20 protein-coding genes are annotated in these 23,277 nt (G+C 70.0%); 12 read left to right on the top strand and 8 right to left on the bottom strand.

Going from position 1 to position 23,277, the window contains the following annotated elements:
• The first annotated feature begins 89 nt into the window (after positions 1-89).
• Positions 90-1,268, top strand: a complete 1,179-nt coding sequence (locus FIU88_RS14600) for an HlyD family secretion protein (protein ID WP_152479705.1) — start codon at positions 90-92, stop codon at positions 1,266-1,268.
• Positions 1,265-2,815 (top strand): DHA2 family efflux MFS transporter permease subunit, encoded by a 1,551-nt coding sequence (locus FIU88_RS14595; RefSeq protein WP_152479704.1) that lies wholly within the window; start codon positions 1,265-1,267, stop codon positions 2,813-2,815. Before FIU88_RS14600 ends, FIU88_RS14595 begins: the two co-directional genes overlap by 4 nt.
• Positions 2,816-2,845: 30 nt before the next feature.
• On the opposite strand, the gene FIU88_RS14590 is transcribed toward FIU88_RS14595, so the two are convergent.
• Positions 2,846-3,436: an HD domain-containing protein gene (locus FIU88_RS14590; protein ID WP_016853538.1), complete on the bottom strand. Its 591-nt coding sequence runs from the start codon at positions 3,434-3,436 to the stop codon at positions 2,846-2,848.
• Positions 3,433-4,575, bottom strand: a complete 1,143-nt coding sequence (locus tag FIU88_RS14585) for a TauD/TfdA family dioxygenase (protein ID WP_152479703.1) — start codon at positions 4,573-4,575, stop codon at positions 3,433-3,435. The genes FIU88_RS14590 and FIU88_RS14585 overlap by 4 nt, the downstream gene beginning before the upstream one ends.
• 108 nt (positions 4,576-4,683) lie before the next feature.
• Between FIU88_RS14585 and FIU88_RS14580 the strand changes: the two genes are divergently transcribed.
• Positions 4,684-5,592: a LysR substrate-binding domain-containing protein gene (locus FIU88_RS14580; RefSeq protein WP_016853540.1), complete on the top strand. Its 909-nt coding sequence runs from the start codon at positions 4,684-4,686 to the stop codon at positions 5,590-5,592.
• 57 nt (positions 5,593-5,649) lie between these two features.
• Here FIU88_RS14580 and mnmC read toward each other — a convergent pair whose 3' ends face one another.
• Entirely contained in the window at positions 5,650-7,710 is a 2,061-nt protein-coding gene (gene mnmC, locus FIU88_RS14575) for a bifunctional tRNA (5-methylaminomethyl-2-thiouridine)(34)-methyltransferase MnmD/FAD-dependent 5-carboxymethylaminomethyl-2-thiouridine(34) oxidoreductase MnmC (RefSeq protein WP_152479702.1), read from the bottom strand.
• A 226-nt stretch (positions 7,711-7,936) separates the two neighbouring features.
• Complete coding sequence (locus FIU88_RS14570; protein ID WP_035598333.1) at positions 7,937-8,236, bottom strand: YciI family protein; 300 nt, start codon at positions 8,234-8,236, stop codon at positions 7,937-7,939.
• Between the two features lie 115 nt (positions 8,237-8,351).
• Between FIU88_RS14570 and FIU88_RS14565 the strand changes: the two genes are divergently transcribed.
• The 3 genes from FIU88_RS14565 (at position 8,352) to FIU88_RS14555 (ending at position 10,932) form a co-directional block, all read left to right on the top strand.
• A complete protein-coding gene (locus FIU88_RS14565) occupies positions 8,352-9,263 on the top strand; it encodes a PHP domain-containing protein (protein ID WP_152479701.1) in 912 nt (303 codons plus the stop codon).
• A 44-nt stretch (positions 9,264-9,307) separates the two neighbouring features.
• A complete protein-coding gene (locus FIU88_RS14560; RefSeq protein WP_152479700.1) occupies positions 9,308-9,931 on the top strand; it encodes an L-threonylcarbamoyladenylate synthase in 624 nt (207 codons plus the stop codon).
• Positions 9,932-10,155: 224 nt separating this feature from the next.
• The gene (locus tag FIU88_RS14555) at positions 10,156-10,932 is read left to right on the top strand and encodes a 5'-nucleotidase, lipoprotein e(P4) family (protein WP_152479699.1); all 777 of its coding nucleotides are present in this window, start codon (positions 10,156-10,158) and stop codon (positions 10,930-10,932) included.
• 40 nt (positions 10,933-10,972) lie between these two features.
• Here FIU88_RS14555 and FIU88_RS14550 read toward each other — a convergent pair whose 3' ends face one another.
• Both FIU88_RS14550 and FIU88_RS14545 read right to left on the bottom strand, forming a co-directional pair.
• The gene (locus FIU88_RS14550; RefSeq protein ID WP_152479698.1) at positions 10,973-11,872 is read right to left on the bottom strand and encodes an ion transporter; all 900 of its coding nucleotides are present in this window, start codon (positions 11,870-11,872) and stop codon (positions 10,973-10,975) included.
• 52 nt (positions 11,873-11,924) lie between these two features.
• Complete coding sequence (locus FIU88_RS14545) at positions 11,925-12,800, bottom strand: inorganic triphosphatase (protein ID WP_152479697.1); 876 nt, start codon at positions 12,798-12,800, stop codon at positions 11,925-11,927.
• A 109-nt stretch (positions 12,801-12,909) separates the two neighbouring features.
• Here FIU88_RS14545 and FIU88_RS14540 point away from each other — a divergent pair, with 109 nt between their 5' ends.
• From FIU88_RS14540 to glrR, 6 genes are all read left to right on the top strand, one after another.
• On the top strand, positions 12,910-13,590 hold the full coding sequence (locus FIU88_RS14540) for a TIGR00153 family protein (RefSeq protein WP_016853548.1): 681 nt from the start codon (positions 12,910-12,912) through the stop codon (positions 13,588-13,590).
• Between the two features lie 59 nt (positions 13,591-13,649).
• Entirely contained in the window at positions 13,650-14,915 is a 1,266-nt protein-coding gene (locus FIU88_RS14535) for an inorganic phosphate transporter (protein ID WP_152479696.1), read from the top strand.
• A 265-nt stretch (positions 14,916-15,180) separates the two neighbouring features.
• Entirely contained in the window at positions 15,181-16,494 is a 1,314-nt protein-coding gene (gene argA, locus FIU88_RS14530; protein ID WP_152479695.1) for an amino-acid N-acetyltransferase, read from the top strand.
• Between the two features lie 787 nt (positions 16,495-17,281).
• Positions 17,282-18,751, top strand: a complete 1,470-nt coding sequence (locus FIU88_RS14525; RefSeq protein WP_016853551.1) for a sensor histidine kinase KdpD — start codon at positions 17,282-17,284, stop codon at positions 18,749-18,751.
• Between the two features lie 20 nt (positions 18,752-18,771).
• Positions 18,772-19,314, top strand: coding sequence for a hypothetical protein (locus FIU88_RS14520; protein ID WP_016853552.1), 543 nt, complete (start codon positions 18,772-18,774; stop codon positions 19,312-19,314).
• A 15-nt stretch (positions 19,315-19,329) separates the two neighbouring features.
• On the top strand, positions 19,330-20,724 hold the full coding sequence (glrR, locus tag FIU88_RS14515; protein ID WP_026068254.1) for a two-component system response regulator GlrR: 1,395 nt from the start codon (positions 19,330-19,332) through the stop codon (positions 20,722-20,724).
• A 10-nt stretch (positions 20,725-20,734) separates the two neighbouring features.
• On the opposite strand, the gene xseA is transcribed toward glrR, so the two are convergent.
• Positions 20,735-22,081: an exodeoxyribonuclease VII large subunit gene (gene xseA, locus FIU88_RS14510; RefSeq protein WP_152479694.1), complete on the bottom strand. Its 1,347-nt coding sequence runs from the start codon at positions 22,079-22,081 to the stop codon at positions 20,735-20,737.
• A 75-nt stretch (positions 22,082-22,156) separates the two neighbouring features.
• Positions 22,157-23,224 (bottom strand): AbrB family transcriptional regulator, encoded by a 1,068-nt coding sequence (locus FIU88_RS14505; RefSeq protein ID WP_253742575.1) that lies wholly within the window; start codon positions 23,222-23,224, stop codon positions 22,157-22,159.
• Positions 23,225-23,277: the final 53 nt, after the last annotated feature.

Here is a 23,277-nt window from a genome sequence, read left to right as displayed (position 1 = left end):
AGGGTATCGCAGCCGTGACGCACGGCGCTGGTGGTCATGTAGTGTAGCATTCATTACACTTGTGATTTACCCATCCATCAGGAGGCGTCATGGCAGCCGAGGACAAGCAGGTCGCGAACGCCGGCGAGGCCGGCAGCGAGGGCGGCGGCGCGCGCCGCTCGCGGGGGCGGGTCGTGGCCGGGCTGGTGGCGCTCGTCGCGCTGGCGGCGCTGATCTGGTGGGCGATCGGCTGGTGGCAGGTCGGGCGCTTCGTCGAGGAGACCGACAACGCCTACGTGCGCACCGACAGCGTGGCGGTGCGCGCCGAGCTCTCGGCGCGGGTCGCCGAGGTGCTGGTGGACGACAACCAGCACGTCGAGCGGGGCGAGCTGCTGGTGCGCCTGGACGACGAGAGCCATCGGGATCGGGTGCACCAGGCCGAGGCCCAGCAGGCCGTGGCGGTGGCCTCGCTGACCCAGGCGCAACGTAAGGTAGAGCTGCAGCAGGCCGCCATCGACCAGGCCCGGGCGCAGCGCGACGCGGCCGAGGCCGACGTCGATCAGGCCCGCCAGCACCTCGAGCGCTCCTCGTCGCTGGCGGCCAGCCAGTACGGCTCCCGCCAGCAGCGCGAGGATGACCAGGCCGCGCTGCGCGTCGCCCGGGCCAATCTCGCCGAGAGCGAGGCGGCGCTGGTGTCGGCGCGTCGCCAGCTGGCGGTGGCGGAATCCGAGGTGGGCCAGGCCGAGGCCAACCGCGACGCCGCGGCCGCGGATCTTGCCTATGCCCGCCATCAGCTCGACAAGACCCGCCTGCGCGCGCCCCGCGCCGGCGTGGTCGGCAACCTCACCGTGGAGGCCGGCACCCTGGCGCAGCCGTCGCTGACGCTGCTGCAGCTGGTGCCGATCGAGTCGGCCTACGTGATCGCCAACTTCAAGGAGACCCAGCTTGCGCGCATGCGCGTCGGCCAGCCGGTCGAGGTGAGCCTCGACGCCTATCCGGACGTCACCTATGAGGGTGTGGTCGACAGCCTGGCGCCGGCCACCGGCACCGAGTTCAGCCTGCTGCCCCAGGACAACGCCACCGGCAACTTCAACAAGATCGTCCAGCGGGTGCCGGTGAAGATTCGCGTCGTCGGCCCCGAGGACGCGCTGCCGCGGCTGCGCGCCGGGCTCTCGGCGGTGCCCGGCGTCGATACCCGCGAGCTCGATCCCGAACCTGCCCAGCGGACTGAACGCGAGCCGCGAGTCGCCGATGCCAGCGAGGTGGCCGAGGCCGGGAGCGGCTCGTGAGCGAGGTGGCGGCCGGCGCCGAGGCGCGCCCCGATGACCTGCCGCCCTGGCCGCAGCGGATCGGCTTCATCGCCGCGGTGTTCGGCATGTTCATGGCGATCCTCGACATCCAGATCGTCGCCAGCTCGCTCAACGAGATCCAGTCGGGGCTCTCGGCCAGCGAGGACCAGATCTCCTGGGTGCAGACCTCCTACCTGATCGCCGAGATCGTGATGATCCCGCTGTCGGGCCTGCTGATGCGCATCCTCTCGACCCGGGTCGCCTTCACGCTCTCCTGCGCCGGCTTCACCCTGGCGAGCCTCGGCTGCGCGCTGGCGGGCTCCATCGAGCAGCTGATCGTGCTGCGCGCCATCCAGGGCTTCGCCGGCGGGGCGATGATCCCGATCACCCAGGCGGTGAGCTTCTCGATCTTCCCGCGCCGGGTGATGGGCAGCGTGCAGGCGGTGATCGGCATGGTGGTGACCATGGCGCCCTCGATCGGGCCCACGGTGGGCGGCTTCGTCACCGAGTCGCTGAGCTGGCACTGGCTGTTCCTGGCCAACGTGGTGCCCGGCGTGCTGGTGTGCTGGGCGGCCTGGAACTTCCTCGACATCGACCGCGCCAACCACGCGCTGGCCAGGCGCCTGGACCTGATCGGCCTGGTGCTGATCGCGGTGTTTCTGGGCTCGCTGGAGTTCGTGCTCGAGGAAGGGCCGGGCGACGACTGGTGGACCAGCGACCTGATCCTGGCCATGTCGCTGATCTGCGCCGCGGCCGGGGTGTGGTTCTTCGCCCGCACGCTGCGCCACGACCATCCGATCGTCGACCTGCGCGCCTTCGCCAACCGCAACTTCGCCATCGGCGCCGGCATGGGCTTCATCCTCGGCATCGCGCTCTACGGGCTGGTCTATCTGATGCCGCTGTTCTTCGGCTACGTGCGCCACTTCTCGAGCCTGCAGATCGGCCAGGTGATGTTCGTCACCGGGCTGACGATGTTCCTGTGCGCGCCGGTGGCCGGCCAGCTCTCCAACCACCTCGACCTGCGCGGGCTCTTGTTCCTCGGCCTGCTGCTGGTCGGCATCGGCACCATGATGAACGCCAACCTGACCGTGGAGTCGGGCTTCTGGCAGTTCTTCCTGCCCCAGGTGGTGCGCGGCATGGGGCTGATCCTGTGCATCATCCCGGCCTCGCGCATCGCGCTCGGCACCCTGACGCCCGCCGAGGTGGGCAACGCCAGCGGGCTGTTCAACGTGATGCGCAACCTCGGCGGTGCCATCGGGCTGGCGCTGATCGACACCGTGCGCGACGTGCGCGAGGACTTCCACTGGAACCAGCTGATCCCGGCCATCGACACCGGTCGCGAGGTGGTGGTCGCCGAGATCGCCCGCTACGAGGCGATGCTGGCCGGCTCGGTGCCCGACGCCCACCAGGCCGCGATCGGCATGCTGTCGCGGCGGGTGATGGAGCAGGCCCAGGTGCTGGCCTTCAACGACATCTTCCTGTGGATGGGCGCGATCTACCTGCTCAGCGTGCCGCTGGTGTTCCTGCTGCGGCGGATCGAGGCCTGAGGGGCGAATGACGGCGACGAGCGTCTCGCCTCACAGATGGTGGCGGGCGCTCTCGTCGCCGACGACCGACGGGTCGAAGGCCGGGCGGCTGAAGATGCGTCGCACCATGGGCGCAAAGTGCTCGAGCGACCGGGTCGGGTAGTCCGGATCGAAGGAGGCCTGATCCCAGCGCTCGCAGAAGTCGACGCAGCGCTGGTACCAGGGATGGCCCTTGTAGCGGTCCCGCTCCAGCGGGTCGCCGCCGAAGTGGTGGATGTAGTAGTAGTTCTGGAACAGCCCGTGGTGCTCGATGATCCAGGTCACCTCGGCCCGCACGTAGGGGCGGATGATCGAGGCGGCGTACTGGGAGTGGTTGTGGGGCGCCAGGTCGTCGCCGAGGTCGTGGATCAGCGCCGCCACGATCATCTCCTCGTCCTCGCCGTCGTCCTCGGCGCGGGTGGCGGACTGCAGCACGTGCTCGAGCCGCGAGACCCGGTAGCCGGAGAGGGTGTTCTCCAGCGCCTTGAGGGCCTCGAGGATGCGTTCGGGCAGCGCCTCGACGAAGCGTTCCTCGAGCTCGCCGAGCAGCTCGTAGTCGGCCTTGGTGCCGTCCTTCATCTGGGTGAACGATACGGTAGTCATGCGGCGGTCACGCTCTCGTTGGTCGCGGTGGCTTGTTGGGCGCGCTCCTGCTTGACGATCGCCCGGTAGTGGCCGGTGGGGCCGTCACGGTCGATGTAGCAGCCCTGCAGGTGGCGGAAGCCCTCGTTCTGGTCGTAGGAGGTGCGGCCGTGCAGCACCCGGTTGTTGTCGAACATCATCAGCTCGCCGTCGCCCAGCGGGAACTGGATCTCGTAGTCCGGGTGGGAGAACAGCTCGCCGAGGCGGCGGCGGGCGCGGTGAAAGGCCTTGGTGCTGTGCTCGTCCATCAGCGGCAGGTAGTCCAGGCGCGGACTGTAGTGCACGCCGTCCATCTTGCCCATGGCATCGAGGTGGATCATCGGCCGGCGCTCGATCAGCTCGACCCCGTCGTCGATGAAGCGGAAGCGCACCGGCACGGTGGCCAGCAGGTGATAGCCCTCCGGGTCCTCGGCGCGCAGCCGCTCGGCGACGGCCAGGCTGTCGACCAGCGTCGACAGGCCACCGGTGGTCTCGTTGGTCAGGCAGTGCAGCAGCTGGATACCGGGGACCGGGTCGCGATAGGGATTGTCGGTGTGCGGCGCCAGCGGCACGCTGCGATAGGCCAGGTCGTTGGACTCGGGGCGCGAGCAGACCTCGAAGTACTTGCCGAAGTTGGTCGAGCGCACGTGGCCGAAGGTCTCGCCGACCTCGACCAGGCGCGCGCCGTCGGTGGGCACGTTCCTGAGGATGATCACCCCGTGGCGCAGGTAGGTCTCGAGGGCCTCGCGGAAGGCGTCGTGATCCGAGAGCGCCTGCCAGTCGCGGGTGATGGAGGCGAAGTCGATGTCGCTGGTCCAGGGCCGCGGGGTGGGCAGGCCGTCCTCGTGATCGAAGTCGTCGGCGAAGTGGCGCAGGTCATAGCGCCCGCTGTGGCCGTCGCTGAAGGTCAGCCGCGCCCAGGGGCCGCCGAGAGGCTCGGCCGCCACCAGGGTCAGCTCCGGGTCGAGCCGGTGCGGGTTGAACAGCCGCTGCTGGGTGGGGCCGTCGAGGCTCTCCGGTTCCTGGCAGCGCTCGCGAAGCCACAGGGCCGGCAGCTCGGTGCGGGTGCCGGAGGCATCGGTGGCGAAGACCTTGGCGGGGGATTCTTGGACGTGAAACATGGGGTCTGACATCATCTTGGCCCTGACGAAACGTGTGGGCCGGCATTCTACGCATCGGCCAGGCGCCAGGTAGGCGCGCCCATCTTATGCCTCCCATAGAGTTGCCTTATGGCCGACACCGACGACGCACTGCCCAGCCTCAAGGCGTTGATCGCCTTCGAAACCACCCTGCGCCTCGGCTCGCTGACCGCGGCGGCCAGGGCCCTGGGCGCCACCCAGCCGGCGATCTCCCAGCGCATCCGCGGCCTCGAGGGCCAGGTGGGGCTGGTGCTCTTCGAACGCAGCGGCGCCGGCCTGGCGCCGACCCGGGAGGCGCTGCGCTACTACGACGAGATCGCGCCGGCGCTCAAGCGCCTCACCGGCGCCACCCGCGAGCTGCGGGCGCGGGCGCGCTCGACCCGGCCCCGGGTGCTGATCGCCGCCAACTTCGGCTTCGCCCACCTGTGGCTGCTGCCCAGGCTCGCCCGGCTCGAGGCGGCCTTCCCCCGGGTGGACATCGAGGTGCTGGCGGTCGACCGGGACGATCAGGATCACCTGGCCGATATCGCCATCCACTGCGATCGCGAGAGCGAGCCGGGCGATCTCTTCACCCCCGAGGAGGTGTTTCCGGTCTGCAGCCCCGCCTTCGCCGCCGCGCACGGGATCGAGGCGGGGGATGGCCCGGAACGCTGGATGGCGCTGCCGCTGCTGCACATGGACGAGCGCAATTCGCGCTGGATCGACTGGCGCGAGTGGTGTGCGCTGGCGGGGGTGCCGTTCGAGGAAGAGGGGGCGGTGTTCCGCTACAACAACTATCCGCTGCTGATCAATGCGGCCCAGGCCGGCAAGGGCATCGCGCTTGGCTGGGATCTGCTGGTCGAGGAGGCGCTCGGAGACGGTAGCCTGATCCCGCTGGCGCCGCCGATCCGCCGCGAGAGCCACGGCTATATCCTGCGCACCCGCTATGCCCACAGCGCCCTGATCGGCGAGATCATTCGCTGGGTGACCGCGGAGATCGAGCGCCGCGAGCCGGCCTAGGCCGCGCGCCTTGCCCTGGCGTGACCGCGGCGCCAGGCCGCGGCGGGCGCCACCGTGTCAGCGCCCCTGGCCCCTGATCAGGTCGCGGATCACGCGTCGCCCGGGATGCAGATGGTCGGCCAGCGGTGCCTCCAGCGGCAGCGGTTCGTCGCAGAGGCGCGAGGCGATCAGCTCGGCGGTGAGCGGCGCGCTGGAAAGGCCGCGGGAGCCATGGGCGGCGCTGATCCACAGCCCCGGGTGATGGCGGCCCGGCGTCGCCGGGATCCGGGTGGCGTCCTTGGCCATGGCGGCATAGTCGTGGCGCCAGGCCTCGGCGTCGGGCACCGGGCCGGCGTAGGGCGACTTGTCGGGGCTCGCCGCGCGCACCGCGGCGCGCCCGCCCAGCGCCGCCGGCGAGAGATCGGCGCCGGCCTCGGCCAGCGCGGCGGGATAGCCTGGCAGGGTGCGCTCGAGCTCCTCGAGGTTGAAGGCGTGATCGGCCTCGCGGGCGGTGGCGTCGGCGTCGTTGGGCGCGAAGCTGGCGCCGAAGGTCAGTTGGCCGTTCAGCGGCGGCATGGCGTAGCCGCCGGCGCACACCACCCGCGCCGGCGCGGGGGCGCCTGGCGGCAGCGTCAGCCGCGAGATCTGCCCGCGCACCGGCTGCAGGGGCAGGGCGGCGGTCTGATCGAAGCCGTTGGAGGCGGTGGCCGCGGCGATCACCACCTGATCGACCTCAATCGTGTGCTCTTCGTTTTTACCCCCGCCATCGTCGCCTGACAGCGCCAGCCGCCAGCCGCCGTTCTCGTCGTCTTCCGCGATGGGCGAGAGCCCGCGCACCTCGCCCCGGACGGCGCTCACGCCGTCGCTCGCCGCCAGCCGGCGGCACAGCGCATCCGGACGCACCCAGCCGGCCAGGGGATAGTCGAGACCGCCGTGGGGCAGGTCGAGCCCGGCGAGCCGGCCGGCTTCCCCGGCGTCGACGCCGCGCACCACGCTCGCCGGCAGCGGATGGTTGGCCAGGAAGCGGGCCTGGCGGCGCGCCTCGCGCTCGCCGGTGGCCAGCTGCAGCACGCCGCCGGGCGACCACAGCGCCTGGTCGGGGTCCAGCGCCTCGAGCCAGCGTCGGGCATGCAGCAGCCCGGCCAGGTAGGCGCGGCTCTGCAGGTTGGTGTCGGCGGCGAGCTTCACGTAGAGCGCGCCCTGGGCGTTGCCCGAGGCGCCGGCGCCGGGGCCCTCGCGGTCGATCAGCGTCACCGCCACGCCGCGACGGGCCAGGGCGGCGGCCACGGTGGTGCCGGCGAGCCCGGCGCCGATCACCGCCACGCGGCGGGCCGGTCGCGCCGCGGGCGGCGTGAACCAGGGCGTGGCGCGGCGGCGTTCGTCCGCCGGGGGCGTCTCGATCTCGCCGGCCAGCATCTCGCGCTTGCGGCCGAAGCCCGGCACCTTGCGCCAGGCGAAGCCGGCGGCCCTGAGGCCGCGCTTGACCACCCCGGCGCAGGTGAAGGTGGCGAAGGTGGCGCCCGGGCGCGAGCGCGCGGCCATGGCGGCGAACAGCGCGTCGTGCCACATCTCGGGATTCTTCGACGGCGCGAAGCCGTCCAGGAACCAGGCGTCCACGGCGCCGTCGAGCAGCGCCAGGCGCTCGGTGGTGTCGCCGAAGTGCAGGTCCAGGGTCACGCGCCGGTCGAGCCACAGGCGATGCACGCCGGCCACCGGCTCCGGCCACTGGGCCACCAGCGCGGCGGCGCGCTCGGCCAGGTCCGGCCAGGCGGCGAGCGCCCGGGCCAGGTCATCGCGGGCGAGCGGAAACTTCTCGGTGGAGACCAGGTGCAGCCGGGCGCCGGCCGGGGCGTGGGCGTCGAAGCAGGCCCAGGCGCAGAGCATGTTGAGCCCGGTGCCGAAGCCGGTCTCGCCGATGACGAAGGGGCGCGTCGCCTGCCAGTCGCGGAAGCGCTCGGGCAGGCGATTGGCGGCCAGGAAGACGTGTTCGGTCTCGGCGCGGCCGTCATGGCGCGAGAAATAGACGTCGTCGAAGGCGCTGGAATGCGGGGCGCTTTCGCCGCTGTCGTCCTGGCGCCAGTCGAGGCGGGCGCTCTCCAGGCCGGCCAGCGGCGGCAGATGATCGGGGGCGGCGGTCAAGATCGGCTCCGGACGTGAATCGGCTGGTCAAAAAATGATCGATTTCGCCGCGGCGCCTTTGCGACCGGGCTGGCGCCAGGACTCCGCGGCGTTTCAACAATGTTATCCACAGAAGCTGTGGGGAAAGCCCCTGTTGACAAGTGGCTTCGCGGCCGTTTCCCGGGGACACAAAAAGCGAGCCGGCGACAGCTGCCGCCGGCTCGCTTCGTGGTCAAGGCGGTTCGGCCTAGGGCAGGGCCTTCTTGAAGGGCTTCACCGTCACCTGGGCGTAGACGCCGGCGATGATGTAGGGATCGGCGTCGGCCCAGGCCTGGGCGCTTTCCAGGTCGTCGAACTCGGCGACCACCAGGCTGCCGCTGAAGCCGGCCTCGCCCGGGTCTTCGCTGTCCACGGCGGGATGGGGGCCGGCCAGCACCAGGCGGCCCTCGTCGCGCAGCTGCTCGAGGCGAGCCAGATGATCGGGGCGGGCGGCCAGGCGCCGTTCCAGGCTGTCGTTCACATCTTCACTGATGATGGCGTAGAGCATCTCGGAATATCCTCGGCTGAGCGGCTCGCGCCGCGGGAGCGAGTGGCTCGGTTGACCGGGGTGGGTCGGGCGAGCACCATGGGTGTCTATTCTGTCAAAGACACCTGCCCGCGTCATGCCGAACCCCGCACTTCCCGCGCGCTTCGAGGGAAGCGATGCCCTCACCATCGACCTGCACATGCATTCCACCGCCTCGGACGGCGCCCTGTCGCCCACCGATCTGGTGGCGCTGTGCGTCGAGCGCGGCCTCACCCATATCGCCCTGAGCGACCACGATACCGTGGCCGGGGTGGACGAGGCGGTGAGCGCCGGCGCGGACGCGGGCCTGGCCGTGCTGCCGGCCACCGAGCTCTCGACCCAGTGGCGCGGCATCAACCTGCACGTGGTGGGGCTGCTGCCCGAAGGCGCCAGCGGCGCGCTGGCCGACGGGCTCGTCGCCCAGGCCGAGGCCCGGGAGCGTCGTGCGGTGACCATCGCCGAGCGCATGGAGAAGATCGGCCTCGACGACGCCCTGGCCCGGGCCCGCGAGCAGGCCGGCTCCGACCGCCCGCTGGGGCGCCCGGACTTCGCCAGGGCCCTGGTCGCCGCGGGCCTGGTGCCGGACATGTCCACCGCGTTTTCCAGGCATCTGGGCAACGGCAAGGCCGGCGACATCAAGGCGCTGTGGCCGCATCTCGCCGAGGGCGTGCGCTGGATCCTCGAGTCCGGCGGGGTGGCGGTGCTGGCGCATCCGCTGCGCCACAAGCTGACGCGGCGCAAGCGCGGCCTGCTGCTGGACGATTTCCGCGAGGCCGGCGGCCGCGCCGCCGAGCTGATCAGCGGCTTCCAGAACGCCGACGTCACCCGCGACCTGGCGCGCCAGCTGCACGAGCGCGACCTGATGGCCTCGCTGGGCAGCGACTTCCACTTCCCCGGCGGCCACCTGGCCCCGGGCAGCATGAGCCCGACGCCGCGCACCTCGGTGGCGCCGGTCTGGACCCATCCGCGGCTGGCGGCCTGGATCGAGCGAGCGGCGGCCGCCGCCTGATCCGCCGTTTCGCCGTCCGATTTCCACGAGAACAGGGAGTGCCCATGAGCCAGTTCTTCCAGGTCCACCCGGACAATCCGCAGAAGCGCCTCATCGACCAGGCGGTCGAGATCATCCGCAAGGGCGGCGTGGTCGCCTATCCCACCGATTCCGGCTATGCCCTGGGCTGTCACCTGGGCGACAAGAAGGCCATCGAACGCATCAAGTGGCTGCGCTCGCTGGACGACAAGCACAACTTCACCCTGGTGTGCTCCGATCTCTCCGAGATCGGCACCTACGCCAAGGTCGACAACGCCGTCTTCCGGCTGCTCAAGGCCCATACCCCCGGGGCCTACACCTTCATCCTCAACGCCACCACCGAGGTGCCGCGCCTGCTGCTCCACCCCAAGCGGCGCTCGATCGGCGTGCGGGTGCCCGATCACCACATCACCCGGGCGCTGCTCGATGCCCTCGGCGAGCCGCTGATGAGCGTGACGCTGATTCCCGAGGGCGAGGAGCTGCCGATGACCGACGCCGAGGAGATCCGCGACCGCTTCGGGGCGCATCTGTCGCTGGTGATCGACGGCGGCGCCTGCCACCTGGAGCCGACCAGCGTGATCGACCTGCGCGAGCTGCCGCCCACCGTGGTGCGCGAGGGGCGTGGCGACGTCGCCCCCTTCCAGGACTGACCTTCCAGGACCGACCTTCCAAGACAGGGCAAGCCTCGCTGCCGCATTCGTACCGGCTCGGCCTTCTGGCCGAGCCGGTTTTTTCATGGCCGCCGGCGCCTCCGGTGATTGTTTGAACAGTTGATTAAAATAAAATATGATCGAATCGATTTTCTTCGATAACAAGGCGTAATCGTGTGCGGGTCGATGTCGTGTCCGAGCGCGCCGACGACAAGGAGAACTCCATGCCGATGTCCGCTTACCGTCGTGCCGGCGGTGCCGCCGCCCTGGCCGGCCTGATGGCCCTGCCGCTGGCCGCACCGGTGGCCGCCGATGATTCCATGGTCTGCGCCCAGGCGGCCTATGCGATGGGCCTGCGCTACCAGCAGCAGTCCGCCGAGGTGGCGGCGCTGCAGCGCCAGGGCTTCGCGCTCGCCCGCTATCGCCTAGAGGACCGCCTCGAGGCGCTGGGCGAGGATGCCGCTCCGGCGATCATCACCGACCTCGACGAGACGGTGCTGGACAACAGCGCGCTGCTGGCCCGTGACATGGGCGAGTGCCACGACTTCACCACCTGGGACACCTGGAAGCACTGGGAGCGTGAGGGCGAGCCGCGCCTGATCCCCGGCGCCGAGGCCTTCCTGGACTATGCCGACGAGCACGGCGTGGCCATCTACTACGTCTCCGATCGCTACCAGGAGAACGAGGCCGACACCATCGCGACCCTGGAGGCCCTGGGCCTGCCCCAGGTGTCCGAGGACAGCGTCATGCTGCTGGGGCCGCCCAAGGCCGAGCGTCGCGCCCAGGTGGAAGAGGGGCATACCCTGGTGATGCAGCTCGGCGACTCCCTGCACGACTTTTCCGGCGAGTTCGCCGATGCCGATCTCGCCGCTCAGCGGACCCTCGTCGAGCAGAACGCCGAGCGTTTCGGCCAGGACTGGATCGTGTTCCCCAACGCCGGTTACGGCGACTGTAGCGAGGCCGAGCTGGACGCCTGGGAGGCGCCGCTGGAGACCGAGTGAGTCGGCCGCCTCGAGAACGCGCCCGCGAGACGCCCCGGGATCACTCCCGGGGCGTCTTCGTGTCCGGGGGCTCGTCGTGGGTCTCCTCGCGTGGGTCGGGGGTGTTCTCGTCGAGCCAGGTGCCGCACTTGAGGCAGTAGCGGGCCTTCTTCTCGTGGCGGTCGTAGCCGCAGCCGGGGCAGGCCTCGTCGGAGTAGCGATCGGCGCGGATCGAGCGGATCACCTCGGCGGAGAAGACCCCGGTGGGCACGGCGATGATCGCGTAGCCGATCAGCATCACCATCACCGAGATGGCCTGGCCCAGCGGGGTGACCGGGGTGATGTCGCCGTAGCCCACCGTGGTCAGGGTGACCACGGCCCAGTAGATGGCGGTGGGAATGCTGGTGAAGCCGGCCTCGGGCGGCTCGATCAGGTAGATCAGCGAGGCGAAGATGGTCACCAGCATCAGCACGGTGAACAGGAACAGGAAGATCTGATGGCTGCTGCGCACCAGCGCGCCGATCAGCAGCCGCCCCTCGCCGACGAACTCCATCAGCCGCAGGACCCGGAAGATGCGCAGGGTGCGCAGCAGGCGCACCACCACCAGCGACTGGGCGCCGGGCACCACCAGCGCCAGCCAGGTGGGCAGGATGGCGACGAGGTCGATGACGCCGTAGAAGCTCTTGAGATACTGCCAGGGCCGCTCGAGGCAATAGAGGCGGATGATCAGCTCGGCGGTGAACAGCAGCGTGAAGCCCCACTCGAAGCGCCGGAACCACTCGCCGTGGTCGGCATCCAGCTGCGCCACGCTCTCCAGCATCACCACCAGCACGCTGGCCAGGATGACGCCGATCAGGGCGATGTCGAAGCCCTTGGCCTGCGGCGTGTCGGACTCGAAGATGATCTGGAAGACCCGGGTGCGCAGGGCGCCCGCGGCGGGCTTGAAGCGATCGTGATTCACGGCGTTCCCTCGTGATGTTCGCCCGCGACGGGCGGCGTCCCTGGCGCCGGGGTCAGCCCAGCGCGACCGCCTCGGGCAGGCGTCGCGACAGGGCAAGCAGCTGCCCACCGGTGTCGGCGGTCAGCCAGTCATCGTGGGCCAGCGCCGCGGCCAGCCGGCCGGCGAGCCGGCCCTCCTCGCGGCCGTCGCCGAGCGCGTCGGCCAGCCGCCGGAGTGCCTCGCGGGCGGCCTCGCGGAAGGCCTGGTCGCCGGTATCGGCGTGGGCGTCCAGCGCCACCACGGCGCGGTGCAGCCAGGCGGGCGACGAGCCGCCCTCGGGCAGCGTCCAGCCACCGGCGAGCAGGGCGCCGCCGCGGGCGGCCTTGCTGGTGTCCGAGGGGCGCAGCGGCACGTCCTCGGCCAGGGCCTCGGCGAGCTCGAGCAGTGCCGCGGGCTCGCCGGCCTTGAGCTCGAGCTCCAGTTCGCGGATCGGGGCGGTGCGGTCGTCGCTCTTGATCTCGCCGAGGTCGAGGGCGATCTCGACGCTGGTGCCGTCGCGCTCCCACCACCAGGTCTCGCGTGCGAAATCGGTGGCGAAGCGCGGCACGAGCTCGCCCAGCACGCCTTCACCGAGGGCCTCGATCGGCGGCAGGTCGGCCAGCCGGGCCAGGTCGAGCCCCGGGCCCATCACTTCCCACTCCCATTCGCCTCGGGTCGAGAGGCCGCCGCTGCCCTGGCCGCTGGTCTTCAGCGTCTGCAGGATGCGGCCGTCGGCGTGACGCAGCCGCAGCGCCATGCGCTCGGCTTCCAGGCGCCCGTCGGGGGTGTCGAAGTAGGTGTTGCCGAGGCGCGTGGTGCGGGGTTCGAGGCCGGCCAGTCGCGGATGCCGGCGCAGCGCTTCCGGGCCCGCCGGGGCCAGCGCGAGTTTCAGTTCGATCTCTTTTGCCATCGAAGGACAGCCTTGTTTGCATGTTCGTGAAGATTAGATGATTTTCTCATGACGCCGGCTTAGGCAGTCACTATACTGACGCCGCCATTTCCAAGTGCCTAGATGCCCCATGGTGACATCCAATCCCTTCTCCGCGATGTTCGGTCGCTCGCCATTCCAGCCGCTGCTGGCTCATATCGTCAAGGTCAGCGACTGTTCGGAAGCCCTGCTGCCGTTCTTCGAGGCTACGCTCACGGGAGACTGGCAGGAAGCCGCCCGACAGCGCGAGTCGATCACCCGGCTCGAGCATGAGGCCGACGAGCTCAAGACCGAGCTGCGCCTCAATCTGCCCAATACCATGTTCCTGCCGGTGTCGCGCTCCGACCTGCTGGACCTGATCAGCGTCCAGGATCAGATCGCCAACAAGGCGCGCGACATCACCGGCATCATGCTGGGTCGCAGCATGCAGGTGCCCGAGGTGCTCGCGCAGCCGATGCGCGACTACATCCGCACCTCGGTGGCCTGCGTGGCCCAGGCCCGCGAAGCCCTGGAAGAGCTCAAGGACCTGCTCGAATCCGGCTTCGGTCGCAATGCCTCCGACGTGATGCAGACGCTGATCCGCGAGCTGCACACCCTGGAGCAGCAGACCGACGAGCAGCAGGTCGCCATCCGCCGCCAGCTCTTCACGCTCGAGAGCGAGCTGCCGCCGGTGGACGTGATGTTCCTCTACAAGATCATCGACTGGGTCGGTGAACTGTCCGATCGCGCCGAGCGCGTCGGCAGTCGCCTTCAGATCATGACGGCCAACTGAGCGGGATCCTCCCGCAGCGACAACCGCCACCTTCTGACCCGATACAAGGTTTCCGTCCTATGTCGATCATCGCGCAATACGGCGACATCTTCATCATTCTCGCCTGTGCCTTCGGTTTCTTCATGGCCTGGGGCGTCGGTGCCAACGACGTGGCCAACGCCATGGGCACCTCCGTCGGCTCCAAGGCCATCACCATCAAGCAGGCGATCATCATCGCCGTCATCTTCGAGTTCCTCGGCGCCTGGCTGGCCGGCGGCGAGGTCACTCAGACCATCCGCAAGGGCATCATCGATCCGGCCCTGCTCGAGGACGATCCGCAGCTGCTGGTCTACGGCATGCTGGCCTCGCTGCTGGCGGCCGCGACCTGGCTGCTGATCGCCTCCATGCGCGGCTGGCCGGTGTCCACCACCCACTCCATCGTCGGCGCCATCGTCGGCTTCGCCATGGCCGGTCTCGGCATGCAGGCCGTGGGCTGGGGTAAGGTCGGCCAGATCGCCGCCAGCTGGGTGGTGTCGCCGCTGATGTCGGGCTCGATCGCCTTCATGCTGTTCAAGTCCGTGCAGCACCTGATCTTCGAGAACCGTGATCCCTTCGCCGCGGCCAAGCGCTACGTGCCGATGTACGTGTTCCTGGTCGGCTTCATCGTCGCCATGGTGACCCTGACCAAGGGCCTCAAGCACGTCGGCCTCGATCTCGGCTTCGGCGAGAGCCTGCTCTATGCGGTCCTGCTGGGCATCGCGGTGATGCTGCTCGGCGGCCTGCTCGAGCGCCGCGTGGGCGCCGAGAAGCGCAAGGGCGACGCCTTCGGCTTCGACGGCGTGGAGCGCGTGTTCGGCGTGCTGATGCTGTTCACCGCCTGTGCCATGGCCTTCGCCCACGGCTCCAACGACGTGGCCAACGCCGTCGGCCCGCTGGCCGCGGTGATCGGTGTGATCTACAGCGACGGCGTGATCGGCGGCGATTCGCTGATCCCCTGGTGGGTGCTGGTGCTCGGCGGCGGCGGCATCGTCGTCGGCCTGGTGACCTACGGCCACAAGGTCATCGCCACCGTCGGTACCGGCATCACCGAGCTGACCCCGAGCCGCGGCTTCGCCGCCACGCTCGCGGCCGCCACCACCGTGGTGCTGGCCTCCGGCACCGGCCTGCCGATCTCCACCACCCACACCCTGGTCGGTGCGGTGCTGGGCGTGGGCCTGGCCCGCGGCATGGCGGCGCTCAACCTGCGCGTGATCGGCACCATCGTGATGTCGTGGCTGATCACCCTGCCGGCCGGCGCGATCCTGGCGATCATGTTTTTCTTCATGTTCAAGGGCATGTTCGGCTAAGCGCGGCGATTGGCTGCTGCGCTCGATATCCTGGCCGCCAGCGGTACTGGCGCGCCAGCCCGGTCGGGATCCTCATTTACGATCAAGTAAACTGCGGTTCCTGCGTTCCGGTGGCGGCCAGCCTATCTTCGCTCGCGACGCCAATCCTTCGCGCTTAGCGTGTCTGATTGGCGATGGACGGCGGCACCGCAAGGTGCCGCCGTTTTTTTGCGTCTGGTATAGTCAAGGCTCTCATTTCCCCTCATCTGCTGCCGGAGCGCGGCCCTTGGACACTCGTTTCCCCTTCGTCGACTGGTTCCGCAATTCCTCGCCGTATATCAACGCGCACCGAGGATGTACCTTCGTCATCCTGATCGAGGGCGAGGCCGTGGCGCAGGGCCGAGGCGAGCAGCTGATCCAGGACCTGGCGCTGCTGCATACCCTGGGCGTGCGCCTGGTGGTGGTGCTGGGCATCCGCCCCCAGGTGGAACGGGCCCTGACCGAGGACGGCATCACGCCGCGGCGTCATGACGGGCGCTGGGTGGCCGACGAGGCGATCATGGCCCGGGTCGAGCGGGTGGCCGCCGAGCAGCGTCTGTGGCTGGAGTCACGGCTGTCGCTGGGGCTGCCCAATACCCCGCTGCACGGCGTGGAGATGACGGTGGTCTCGGGCAACCTGGTGATGGCCAAGCCGCTGGGCGTGCGCGACGGCATCGACTTCGATCGCAGCGGCGAGGTGCGTGGCGTTCGCCACGAGGCGATCCGCGGCCTGCTGGACCAGCGTTCGCTGGTGCTGCTGCCGCCGCTGGGGTATTCCAGCACCGGCGAGGTCTTCGACCTGGATGCCGCCGAGGTCGCGCGCCATACCGCCACGGCGCTGTCCGCCGACAAGCTGATCCTGCTCGGTGAGGCCAGCGGCCTGTGCGACGAGGGCGGCCAGCTGCGCCGACAGCTGGCGCCGGTCGAGGCCGAGCCGCAGCTGGCGGCCGCCGAGACCGGCAGCGAGCTGGCCCGCCATCTGGGCGCGGCCATCGGCGCCGCCCGCCACGGCGTGGCGCGCACGCATCTGCTGTCGTGGCAGGATCACGACGCCCTGCTCGGCGAGCTGTTCACCCGCGATGGTGTGGGCACCATGATCACCCAGCATCGCTACGAACAGCTGCGTCGCGCCGGGATCGACGACATCGGTGGCCTGCTGGAGCTGCTCGAGCCGCTGGAGCGACGCGGCATGCTGGTGCCGCGCTCGCGGGAGCGCCTGGAGTATGAAATCGACGACTACGTGGTCATCGAGCGCGACGGCATGGTGATCGGCTGTGCCGCGCTGCACGCCTTTGCCGAGGCGCGCATGGGCGAGCTGGCCTGCGTCGCGGTGCACGGCGACTATCGCGGCGGCGCCCGGGGCGACCTGCTGCTCGGCGAGGTCGAGCGGCTGGCCCGCTCGCGCGGCATCGAGGCGCTGTTCGCGCTGACCACGCACACCGCCCACTGGTTCTTCGAGCACGGCTTCGCCCTGGCCGGCATCGACGACCTGCCGCCTCTCAAGCGCGAGGCCTATAACCAGGCTCGCCAGTCCAAGATCCTGATCAAGTCGCTCATCTGAACGCTATTCGGCCCTTGGTGTCGCCCGATGCCATCACGCCGGACGCCGAATGTCTCCAGATGGAGACGATATAAAGCACTGTTTCGACAGTGCTTTTTGTTTTTCACGGAAAGTGGTGTCGCCATAAGGCAACGAAAATGCCCGCCTGATGCCGCCGTGGAGGAGGCGCCGTCGAGCGTGCCAGCCTTGAGCTTTCTATAACTTTTTGATTTTTATGGATTGAGAGTGTTTGTGGCATGGGTTTGGCAATACTCAGGGCGAGCAAGCGGAAGGCGGTTCAAACGGCTCGAACCGCTTTCCGGTCGCCGGGAGGCAGATGACGACACTGCCCTGTGCCCTGGCCTCACGGCGACCAACGTCTGCTCCAGCGATGTGTGACTTTAGGTTGCGATGAGACGGTACCGACGACCTCGTCATGGACGGGTACCGATAGGGCAAGGATGCCCTGGCAAGGATGCCTCTCCCCCGACAGGGGGACGAATTGCACGGCCGCGCCCCGGCGGGGCCGTCAGAGGAAGCGAGGCGGTGAGCCGCCTCAGGAATCCTCCCTGACTGAATGGGGATTCCGCCGCTTCATGGGCCTTCGGGCTCCGGGAAATGATCGAGCGACGCACCAGTCGTCGGTCGAACGGTTTCCCACCCCTTCAGTTCCCTGCGTATTGGGCCGGCTATGCCGGCCTTTTTTTTGCCTTTTCGGCCCCACTGCAGCAAGGGTGACAGGCCGAACTCTGGTATTCTCGGGTAAACGATAGTGGTTGCCGACTCACTCCTTTTCCGAACGCTGGCCATGACATCTGCCGTTTCACGCCGCTGGCGGCCGCGCTCGCTGCTTCAGCTGGTGTTGCTCGCCTTCCTGATGGTGATGCTGCCGCTGGCCGTGCTGATGTTTCAGGCCGGACAGGCGCTCTCCGAACTCTCGCGCCTAGCCGACCAGAGCGCGCGGCAGGCCGTGGACGAGACTCGCCGCGCCCGCACGCTGGGCGCCCTGGCGCTCGAGATGGAGCGTGGCGCCCGACAGTATGCCGTGCTCGAGCAGGAGAGCCTGCTCGAGATCTTCGACGAGCGCCTGGCGGAATATCGCCGCCTGCTGGCCAAGCAGCGCGAGCTGCTGCCCGATGACCCCGACGTCGAGGCGCTGTCCGGACAGCTCGACCGTCTCGCCGAGCTGCCGGAGCTGCCGCTGGAGGAGTTCCAGCGGCGGCTGACGGACTTCCTGCCCTTCGCCGAGCATACCGAGGCGATGCGTCACGCCACCAACCGGCGCATCGACGACCGCCTGGACGTGATCCGCGAGCGCGCCGAGACCGTACAGTATCGCCTGTGGTGGCAGACCGCGGCGCTGGTCTCGGCCAGCCTGATCCTGATGCTGCTGTTCACGCGTCTGATCGTGCGGCCGGTGCGCCAGCTCGAGCGGCGCATCCTGAGCATCGGCAGCACCGGCAAGACGGCCCAGCCGACGCTCGTGCAGGGGCCCGCCGAACTGGTCAGCCTCGACGAGCGGCTCGACTGGCTGTCCTCGCGGCTCGGCGAGCTGGAGGAGCAGAAGCAGCAGTTCCTGCGCCACATGTCACACGAGCTCAAGACGCCGCTGGCCAGCGTGCGCGAGGGCTCGGCCCTGCTGGCCGACGGCGTGGCCGGTGAGCTCACCCGCCATCAGCGCGAGATCCTCGAGCTGATCGACGCCAGCGGCAGCGAACTGCAGCAGCTGATCGAGCAGCTGCTCGACTACAACCTGCTGCAGCACAGTCAGCGTCTCGAGCTCGAGCGGCTCGACGTCGCCACCGTGGTCAAGGAGGTGCTGGCCAAGCACCATCTGGCGCTGCAGCAGAAGGGCATGGCGGTGCACTGTTTCGACGGTCCGCGGACCTGGCGGCTCGATCGCACCGCCACGGCCCGCGTCCTCGACAACCTGATCTCCAACGCCATCGCCTACGGCGAGGACGGCGGAGAGCTGGAGATTCGCGCCCGTGCCACCCAGGACTGGCTGATCGTCGAGGTGGCCAACAGCGGTGAACCGATTCCCAAAGAAGATCGGAGCCGGCTGTTCGAGGCCTTCTATCAAGGGCGCATTCGCCGCAAGGGCGCGCTCAAGGGCTCCGGTATCGGGCTGTCGGTGGCTGCCGACTGCGCACGGCTGCAGCACGGCCAGCTGACGCTGGTGGAAGACGACCGCCTGGCGGTGTGTTTCCGCCTGTCGCTGCCGCGTCCGGCCCCGGAAGCCGATCAACAGAAAACGCTAGCCGCTCCGGCGGAATAAGCCGACGCAAGGAACGATTCATGATGATCCCACGCCCCCTGCTGCTGTGCCTGCTATCGGCCGGACTGACCGGCTGTCAGTGGCTGCCCGCGCAGCTGTCGGGACAGCCCCGCGAGCCCGCGGTAGAGGAACATGCCGGCTGCTACGCCGAGATCCCCGACTTCGGCGAGCCGGCCTGCCTGCTGGAAGAGTGGGTGGCCCTGGGCCTCGCCTCCCAGCGTGGCGACCGTGAATGGCGCGATGTCACGCTCATGCGCGTCTCCGGCGACTCGCACGATCAGCGCCTGGCCCGGGCCGTGGTGATGGCCTGGGGCAACGAGCGTGAGTGGACCCAGGCCTCCGAACTGTTCAAGGCCGACCTCCACACAGCCCCCTCGCGGCTGCAGCCGCTGCTGCGCTACTGGCTCAACGAGCTGGAAGGGCGTCGCGCCCTGGGCCAGCGCCTGGAAGAGAGCCGTCAGGAACGCCTGGCGGTGGAGGAAGAAAAGGCCGCGCTGGACGAGAAGCTGGACGCTCTCACCGATATCGAGCGAAACATCAACTCGCGACAGCAGACCGAGTAAGCGGGAGACACGAACATGATGCCAAGCGGAAGCCCTCAAGCTCCGAACCAGGGAGCCAACATCCTGCTGGTGGATGACGACCCCAGCCTCCTCAAGCTGCTGGGCATGCGCCTGGAAAGCCGCGGCTATCGGGTGACCACCGCCGAGAGCGGACGCGCGGCCCTCAAGCACCTGGACGCCGGCAGCCCGGACCTGGTGCTCTCCGACATGCGCATGGACGAGATGGACGGCCTGGCGCTGTTCCAGGAGATCCAGCGCCGGCTGCCCGGCCTGCCGGTGATCATCCTCACCGCCCACGGCTCGATCCCCGACGCCGTGAGCGCGACCCGTCAGGGCGTGTTCGGCTTCCTGACCAAGCCGGTGGATCGCGAGGAGCTGTTCACCACCATCGACGAGGCGCTGAGCCAGTCCAGCGCCGCCGGCGGCAGCGACGGCGACGACCGCTGGCGCGAGGCGATCATCACCCGCAGCCCCGAGATGGAGCGGCTGCTCGAGCAGGCGCGGATGGTGGCCACCTCCGACGTCAGCGTGCTGGTCACCGGCCCCTCCGGCTCGGGCAAGGAGCTGATGGCCGAGGCGATCCACAAGGCCAGCCCCCGCGCCGACAAGCCGTTCGTCGCCATCAACTGTGGCGCGCTGCCCGAGCAGCTGCTGGAGAGCGAGCTGTTCGGCCACGCCAAGGGTGCCTTCACCGGCGCGATCAGCGAGCACAAGGGCCTGTTCCAGGCGGCCGACGGCGGCACCCTGTTCCTCGACGAGATCGGCGACATGCCGCTGCCGCTGCAGGTCAAGCTGCTGCGCGCCCTGCAGGAGCGCCAGATCCGCCCGCTGGGCTCCACCACCTCGGTGCCGATCGACGTGCGGCTGATCTCGGCCACCCATCGCGACCTGGGCCAGGCGATGCACGACGGCGAGTTCCGCGAGGACCTCTTCTACCGCCTCAACGTGGTCAACCTCAAGCTGCCGCCGCTCAAGGAGCGCGCCGAGGACGTGCCGCTGCTGGCCAAGCACCTGGTGGCCCAGGCCGCCGAGCGCCACAAGCCGTTCGTGAAGGGCTTCTCGCGCGAGGCCCTCAACCTGCTGGCGGGCTGCGCCTGGCCCGGCAACGTGCGCCAGCTGGTCAACGTGGTCGAGCAGTGCGTGGCCCTGACCAGCGCGCCGATGATCCCCGAGGCGCTGGTCGCCCAGGCGCTGGCCGCCGAGGACAATGCGCTGCCCACCTTCAGCGATGCCCGCGCCGGCTTCGAGCGCAGCTACCTGATCAAGGTGCTCAAGATCACCGAGGGCAACGTGACCCAGGCCGCACGCATCGCCGGGCGCAATCGCACCGACTTCTACAAGTTGCTGGCGCGCCACGAGCTGGAGCCCTCGACCTTCAAGCCGGGCACCGCGCAGAGCGAGGCGTCCTGACGCGAAAGCGTCAGTCGGCGTCCTCGTCGGGCAGCACCTCGAGGGCCAGTCGGCCCTCGCCGAGCCGCGCCGCCAGGCGCTCCCCGGGCCGGGTATCCGCCGCATGGCGGATCACCCGGCCTTCGTCGTTCTCGAGGATGGCATAGCCGCGGCCCAGCACCGCCAGCGGGCTGACCGCCTGCAGCTCGCGGGCGACGGCACCCAGCCGTTCGCGGTGATGGGCCAGCGCCCGGGGCATGGCCTGGTGCAGGCGCTGACGGGCCTGCGTCAGGCGCCGGGTCTCCTGCTCGAGGCGGCGCTCGGGCGAGCGCAGCGCCAGGCGCCGCCCGAGTTCCGCCTGGTGGCGGCGGGCGGCCGCCAGCCGTGCCTGCATGGCCCGCCGTAAACGCCCCTCCAGCTGCTCCAGCTGACGCCGCCGGAAGGCCAGCACCTCGCCGGGGTGGCGCAGCCGTGCGCCCAGGTGATCGAGCCGCTGGGCCTCGGTATCGAGCCGGGCGCGCTGGGCGCGGGTCAGTCGCTGCTCGAGCGCCCGCAGGCGCTGTGCGAGTTCGCGGGCATCGGGCACCAGCTGCTCCGCCGCCGCCGAGGGCGTGGGCGCGCGGCGGTCGGCGGCGAAGTCGGCCAGCGTCGTGTCGACCTCGTGGCCCACCGCCGACATCACCGGCAGCCGCGAATGGAAGATCGCCCGGGCCAGGTGCTCGTCGTTGAAGGCCCACAGGTCCTCGAGGCTGCCGCCGCCGCGGGTGATCAGGATGGCATCGCGCGCCGGGTCCAGCGCCGACTGACGGTTGAGCAGGCCCAGCGCGGCGATCATCGCCGGCGTCGCCTCGCGGCCCTGCACCGGCACCGGAATCAGCGTCACCTGGGCCAGCGGCCAGCGCGCCGCCAGCACCGCCAGCACGTCGCGGATCGCCGCCCCGGTGGGCGAGGAGAGCACCAGCAGGTGGCGTGGCGGATAGGGCAGGGCGCGGGCGTTGGCGAACACCCCCTCGGCATCGAGGCTGGCCTTGAGGCGCTCATAGGCCGCCAGCAGTTCGCCTTCGCCCGTCGCCTGTACCGCCTCGGCGATCAGCTGGTAGTCGCCCCGCGGCTCGAACAGCGACACCCGGCCGCGCACCTTGACCCGGTCGCCGTCGCGCATCGGCGCGGCGACGAAGCGCGCGCGCGTGCGGAACAGCGCGCAGCGCAGCTGGGCCCGCTCGTCCTTGAGGGTGAAGTAGACGTGGCCCGACGAGGGCCGCGACACGCCGGACAGCTCGCCCTCGACCCAGACGTCGCCGACATCCTGTTCCAGCGCCTGGCGGGCGCGGCGGTTGAGTTCGCTGACCGAGAGGGCGGTGTCGTCGCTGGGGGGCATGGGCATCCTGAGTGGGAAAGGGGCGGTGGCAGAGCGCCGGCGCCTCGTACTGTAGCGGATGCCCGAGACTCGCCGCTAGGCGGGCGGCGGCGCCAGGCGCTTCAGCAGCGCCGGCAGGACCAGCACCAGCACGCTGATGCGCAGCAGGTGGTGGGTGGTCACGAAGGCCGGGTCGATGCCCAGCGTCAGCGCCACCAGGCTCAGCTCCGGGGCGCCGCCCGGCATGTAGGCGAGCAGGGCGGCGGCGGGAGAATAGCCGGTCAGCAGATGGCCGATCCAGGCGGCCAGCACGGCGATCGCCAGCAGCACCAGGGCCTGGCCGACGGCCATCACCAGCGTATGGCCGACCCGGGCCAGCGAGGTGCCGGCGAAGCGCACGCCCACCGAGATGCCGATCAGCACCTGGGCCAGGGCCAGCAGCGTCGGCGGCACCGCGGCGTGGGTGACGCCGGAGAGGTGCAGTGCCGCCGACACCAGCGCCGGGCCGAACAGCAGCGCGTTGGGCAGGCGCAGCAGGCGCGCCAGCCAGATGCCGCCGAGGCCGGCGGCCACGAGCCAGGCGGCATCGATGGGGGCGGGCAGCCACAGCCACTGTGCGAGGTCCGGCGTGGCGCCGGCCAGGTCGACGTGGCCGATCGCCTGCAGCACCGGGGGGATCGCCACCAGCAGCACCAGGATGCGCACCGCATGGGTCATGCCCACCACCCGCAGGTCGGCGCCGGAGGCCATGGCCATCACCGTGACCGTGGAGACCCCTCCCGGCACGCCGGCGTACAGCGACGTCTCCCGCGTGTGGCCGGCCACGCGCTGCGAGAACCACACCGAGAAGGCCATCATCACCGCCGTGGCCACCAGCATCACCGCCAGGCTCAGGCTCCACAGGCCCAGGTCGCCGGACAGCTGCGGCGTGAAGGCCGAGCCCAGCATCACCCCGATCACCACCAGCACGCCCTTGCGGCCGCGGCCCGGCGAGCGCAGCCGCACCCCGGCCAGGCTCGTCACGGTGGTGGCGATCATGGCGCCGAGCAGCCACGGCAGCGGCAGGTTGACGGCGAAGGCCAGCGCCCCGCCGGCGATGCCGAGGAAGAGGGTGGGCAGGAAGCGCAGCAGGGCGGCAAGGGCAGGGGGCAGGGCGGAAGGCAAGTCGAGGAATCTCCGTGTCAAACGCATCGGGCCCGCTTGAGCGGGCCCGAGTT

Source organism: Halomonas sp. THAF12, assembly GCF_009363675.1.
Lineage (GTDB): Bacteria > Pseudomonadota > Gammaproteobacteria > Pseudomonadales > Halomonadaceae > Halomonas > Halomonas smyrnensis.
Note: the sequence above shows the minus strand (reverse complement) of the source record. Positions and strands in the feature narration are given on the sequence as shown.